This is a genomic window from Prauserella marina, from assembly GCF_002240355.1.
In the GTDB taxonomy this organism is placed as follows: domain Bacteria; phylum Actinomycetota; class Actinomycetes; order Mycobacteriales; family Pseudonocardiaceae; genus Prauserella_A; species Prauserella_A marina.
This window is the reverse complement of the sequence record NZ_CP016353.1, coordinates 237090-241780: the sequence shown is the minus strand read 5'-3', so window position 1 is coordinate 241780 and position 4691 is coordinate 237090. Positions and strand designations below refer to the sequence as shown.

6 protein-coding genes are annotated in these 4691 nt (G+C 65.6%); 1 reads left to right on the top strand and 5 read right to left on the bottom strand.

What is annotated here, in order from left to right; genetic code table 11:
* Positions 1-73: 73 nt before the first annotated feature.
* Both BAY61_RS01140 and BAY61_RS01135 read right to left on the bottom strand, forming a co-directional pair.
* The gene (locus BAY61_RS01140) at positions 74-400 is read right to left on the bottom strand and encodes a hypothetical protein (RefSeq protein ID WP_091801381.1); all 327 of its coding nucleotides are present in this window, start codon (positions 398-400) and stop codon (positions 74-76) included.
* Complete coding sequence (locus BAY61_RS01135; protein ID WP_091801379.1) at positions 397-840, bottom strand: YbaB/EbfC family nucleoid-associated protein; 444 nt, start codon at positions 838-840, stop codon at positions 397-399. Before BAY61_RS01135 ends, BAY61_RS01140 begins: the two co-directional genes overlap by 4 nt.
* A gap of 57 nt (positions 841-897) precedes the next feature.
* On the opposite strand from BAY61_RS01135, the gene BAY61_RS01130 reads away from it, so the two are divergent.
* Positions 898-2199 (top strand): S8 family serine peptidase, encoded by a 1302-nt coding sequence (locus BAY61_RS01130; protein WP_091801377.1) that lies wholly within the window; start codon positions 898-900, stop codon positions 2197-2199.
* 161 nt (positions 2200-2360) lie between these two features.
* Here BAY61_RS01130 and BAY61_RS01125 read toward each other — a convergent pair whose 3' ends face one another.
* The 3 genes from BAY61_RS01125 to eccB all read right to left on the bottom strand — a co-directional run bounded on the left by BAY61_RS01125 (position 2361) and on the right by eccB (position 4691).
* Positions 2361-2645: a WXG100 family type VII secretion target gene (locus BAY61_RS01125; protein ID WP_091801374.1), complete on the bottom strand. Its 285-nt coding sequence runs from the start codon at positions 2643-2645 to the stop codon at positions 2361-2363.
* A 56-nt stretch (positions 2646-2701) separates the two neighbouring features.
* A complete protein-coding gene (locus BAY61_RS01120) occupies positions 2702-3067 on the bottom strand; it encodes a WXG100 family type VII secretion target (RefSeq protein WP_143021355.1) in 366 nt (121 codons plus the stop codon).
* A 202-nt stretch (positions 3068-3269) separates the two neighbouring features.
* Entirely contained in the window at positions 3270-4691 is a 1422-nt protein-coding gene (gene eccB / locus BAY61_RS01115) for a type VII secretion protein EccB (protein WP_091801369.1), read from the bottom strand.

Below are 4691 nucleotides of genomic sequence, written 5' to 3'. Positions count from 1 at the left end.
CGCGCACCTCCTCAGCGGGTCATCGACGAGCGAACAAATTCAGAGAGTGGAAACTCGGGTACTGCGAGAAGGGTCAGGCTTGGACCCCGCCCATCTCATCGCGGTCGCCGTTGTCGACGTTCTCCAGCTCCGACATGACGGTCTGGATAGTGCCGCCGATGTCGCTCCCCTGGTTCCCGAGATCACGCTGACCGCCGTACAGCAGCTCAAGATCCGGGAGGTTCGACGTCATGTGGCTACCGGGCTTGTCGCTGCCGTAGACGGCGGGAGTCATCTTGTCCTCGAGCTCACCCCTGATCTTCCCGGCCGATTCGGCGTACTCACTGGCCAGAGTGGCCAGCCGTTCACCTGCTGCCTGGATTTCGGCGAAACCGGTATTGACGCTGAATTGGGAACTCATTTGCCATCCTCTCGTTCCGCGTAAAATTCGGCATCGGTACGAGTGAACTCCGGAGCAGAGCTCTCCCTCTCCGGAATGTACTTCTGCCGCATCTCTTCGATCTCGGGCGGGAACTGGCTCTCCATGAGCTCGTTGACCTTGTCGGTGGCCTCCCGCACGGCTTTCTGTGTCGTAGCGAGGATTTGGCTCCGCATGGCGGCGGCATCAGGCTTGCGGAAGATCCGCGGATCAATGTCCAGATCGACCAGTTGACCTCGCGGACCGACGACGACCTTGATCATGCGGTCGTCCGACCACGCCGTCCCGGTGACCTCCGTCATCTTGCGCTGGATCTCCGGCACGTTGTTCATCGTCTGCTGTAGTTGGTCCAGAAGCTGCTGGAAGATCGGATCGACCTTCTCCTCATGGAACTCGAACTTCTCGCCTTGCCACTCGAACATGCTCTTGCCTCCTTACCCAGCTTCGACTTCCGCGACGGCCAGCCCGGTTCCGCTAGCATGCCGGTCGTGCATGTGAATCACACCTTGCGCGGCACCCTCGCGTCGACCACCTGTGGTCTGCTTCTCGCGGTCGGCGCACCGATTCTGACCGCGACACCCGCGCAGGCCCAACAGGATTGCGCGACGGCGGGCGCGGATTCGGCTCCTCGCCCCTGGTCGCAGGAGCTGCTCTCGCCCGAGCGCGTCTGGCCGCTCACGAACGGCTCCGGTCAGCGAGTCGCCGTGGTCGGGACCGGTGTCGGGGACAACCCGAGCGTCGCGGGTCGCGTGGCCGAGCGCACGGAGTTCGTGCCCCCCGAGCGCAACAGCGAGCCGAGCGGCAAGCGCGACTGCATCGGCATCGGTACGGGTGTCGCTGGCATCGTCGCCGCGCAGGAAACCCCAGGCAACGGCTTTCACGGAGTCGCGCCTGGAGCATCGATTCTGTCGGCGAAGGTCGTCGGAGACCGGTTCCCATCGGGCCAGGGTCAAACCATCGGTGCCGGCCCCATTGCCGCCGCGATCAACTGGGCCGTCGACAGGAACGCGACCGTGATCACCGTGTCGACGGTGACCTACGAGGACAACGAAGCACTGCGCTCCGCCGTCGACAGGGCGCTCAACGCCAACATCGTGGTCGTGGCCGCGACCGGAGAGGTCTCCCGCGACGAGCCCCCTTCGGCCAGGCCATACCCCGCGGCCTACGCCGGGGTGATCGGGGTGAGCTCCGTGGGCCCGGAGGGCGTCGTATCCCAGTCGGCCCGCGCCTCTGACGTCGACCTCGTGGCCCCTGGTGACGGAGTGATCACGAGCTACCCGGACGGCGGAGTAGGGCCTGCGGCCGGTAGCGCCTTCGCCGCGGCCTACGTGGCGGGTACGGTCGCGCTGACGCGCTCCTACCATGGCGAATTGTCCGCGAGTGAAACGGTGCGGAAAGTATTGGCCACCGCGGCACCCGCGCCGGAAGGAACGGGAAGCGACCGCTACGGTTACGGCCTCGTCAACCCCTATCAAGCGGTGACGGAAAAAATCATGGAGGGAAATCCCACCGAATTGGGACCGCTGGAGCCGACACCCGTCGACCCGGTCGCCGAGGCGAGGGCGAACGCGGAAGACAGCAGCAACTCGCTCGCCATCGCGATGGCAGGCGGTGGAGCCGCGCTCGCGCTCGGTGTCGTGGCGTTCATGGTCTTCGGCCCCAAGGGCAAGCGCCGCCGTTGGAAGTCCGGATTCGCCGAAGATCCCTACGACCGGCCGGAGGACTTCCTGCCCGAGCCGCCGGCCGAACTGTTCGGCGACCGCGAAGCTCCCCCAAGGTGAGCAAGCTGCTCCCCGCGCGCGCATCGGTGAATCCTCCCCCTCACACCTCTCGCAGTGACCCCGGCAGCCGTCGATGCCTGGCTACTCCCTGCTCTTACCTATAGCAGTCGAAATCGGCCCTGGAGTAGTTGACTCCAGGGCCGATTTCGACTGGGCCCCTGCTAGGCCAACATCGCTCCGCCCCTGGCGTCGGCGCCCATGGCGTTTTCGTACGCTTGCTGGGTGAGCCGACCGATGTCGGTGTTGGCGTTGTTCAGGCCGTCGGCCTCGTTGTTCCATGCGATCTGCGCTTCTTCGAAGTACTGGCGCACCTGCCCGCTCCAGGTGACCTCGTCGATGCCCTTGACCCTCGTCATGAGGTCCGTGAAGAGCTGCTTCATCTGTTCTGCCTGGGCGACGGCGCTGCTACCGGTCTCGCTGACAGCTCCGGTGTACTTGAGGACCATGTCCTACCCCCTGAAACTCGTTGTGGAAGTCGCTAGCTGATTGGTTGTCCGGACCATCAGAGCCGGCCCACGTTGCCGCCCATGCCGCCACCGTAGCCTTCCGCGGCGGCTGCCGCGGCGGGGTCGACCTGGCCGAGGAGAAGTTCGTCGTCGGCGTCCGTCTCCATCTGGAGTTTCTTGGCGCCGCCCAGATTTTCCTGGAGGTTGACGAGGATGCCCTTCAGCCGGAGCCAGACCTCGTTGAACTCTTCCTGCTTCTCCAGCGCCTTGTTCGCCGCGCCACCCTGCCAAGAAGCACCGACCGTCGAGAGGTATGCCTCTCGGATCTGGTTCATCTTCTCGGCGGCCTGCTCGCCGGTCTCCCCGATCTCGCCTTCTAGTTGCGTGACCAAGTCCGGGTCAAGATTCAGATCTCCTGCCAACGCCCGTCACCCCAAAGTTTGTATAGGTATCGCCGTTTACTGCTCAGACTAAATCGTAAAGCTGACGGTTCCCCGTCGTGGCGATTCCGGGCAAAGTCATCACAAAAATGCAGGTCAAGGCTCGACGCGACCCACAACGATCCCGGCGAGTGCGGCCTCGCTACGGGCAGGCTGACAGCAACTGCGCGCGGTCTGACACCAGCTACGGGAGCGCTGGCGCCGTCTGCATCGCGGCCTCTGGCGACAGCGTTGGACCCGCCGGGATGCGCTGCACCAACGCGGCAGGCATGTCGATGGCAGTTTCGGCCGAGTAACCGAGCGCGGCGAGGACATCCGGCGAAGGCACCGGATACCGCAGGCCGACGTCGGTGACGATGGCGAAAGCACCGGCGCCCTGCCCTGTCGAGGGCATGGCCCTGACCACCGAAACATGGCCAGGTGGCACAAGGACCTGGTCGGCCAGCTTCGTACCAGCTTCGGTTTCGGAGGTCGTACCAATGCCGTGGTCCAGCGCCGACGTGTCGCCGCCCAGCGTGATCTCGGGCGCGGAGCGCGCGTTCGAGGTGCTGGCGCACAACGCGGATCCCGTGCCGTTCTCCGGGGCGGCGAGCGGCGGTGCCACCGGCGGCGGAGCTGCCTCGCCCTGCGCCGGCGCCAACGCGTCGCTCGTCGGAGCCGAGTTGGCGACCGAAGCCGAGATCTCCTTGGGCTCCACCGAGTACTGACCACGCAGGATCCGGGTCTGCAATTCGGTGATGGGAGCGAGCCCGTCCCCGCGCACGAGGTAGTACTGCTCGCCGCCGCCGACAGGGTGGAAGACGATGTCGCCGACCTGGAAACCGGAGACGACCGTCGAGGAATTACCCCTTCCATCGACCTGGATCGGACCGATGTCCTGGCCGACGGGCAACCCGTTGAGCATCGCGGTGCCCACGTCCATGACGGCGGCCTGGGCACCGAAGACCGACCGCACGACGGCGTCGGGACGGTCACCGGCGATCCGGTACCTGTGGTTGTTCCAGATCAGGTAGAGCGAGTCGTCTTCGACATCCCTGACGAGCAGACCGTTCGATCCGAGCGGAACGTCGTCGGAAAGCCGGTCGCCGACCATCAGGGTCGTGCTTGTCGTCGGGGAGCCGGCCATGTCCTCGCCACCGACGGAACACATCGTCCACGGCGCACTCGCGACGCGGTCGGCGGGCGGGAGTGAGGCAGGAGCGCCCGCGATGCCGACCATCGGCCTCCGTGGCATGTCCGCGAGGTCGGAACCGGAGACCCGCTTCGGCTCGGCGCCCTGATTCTGGCCCGAGCTCAGCAGTTTGCCCGACACGACGTTGAGCACCGGCTGGAGCGCCTCACCACTGTAAACGTAGGTAGCGCCGGTCTCCTTCTCGATGATCACCGTGCCGTCCTGGCGCCACGAGTTGCCGCCCATGCCGGTAAAGATGCCGTAGATGCCGAAACCCGCCGCGACCAGCACCGCGATCATCACGCCCGCGAACACGGCGCCGACCCCTCTGCGCAGAGGGGTCTGCTCGGGATCGGTCTCGTGCACGATGAGCGCGGAGGTGACCCGGCGCATCATGAACTGGTATGCCTGTAATTGGTCCTTCCGAGTGGGCAC

Bases quoted from the DNA above. Each gene is read 5' to 3' on its own strand.
- BAY61_RS01135 (WP_091801379.1), bottom strand. From the start codon at position 840: ATGTTCGAGTGGCAAGGCGAGAAGTTCGAGTTCCATGAGGAGAAGGTC.
- BAY61_RS01140 (WP_091801381.1), bottom strand. From the start codon at position 400: ATGAGTTCCCAATTCAGCGTCAATACCGGTTTCGCCGAAATCCAGGCA.
- BAY61_RS01125 (WP_091801374.1), bottom strand. From the start codon at position 2,645: ATGGTCCTCAAGTACACCGGAGCTGTCAGCGAGACCGGTAGCAGCGCC.
- BAY61_RS01130 (WP_091801377.1), top strand. From the start codon at position 898: ATGCCGGTCGTGCATGTGAATCACACCTTGCGCGGCACCCTCGCGTCG.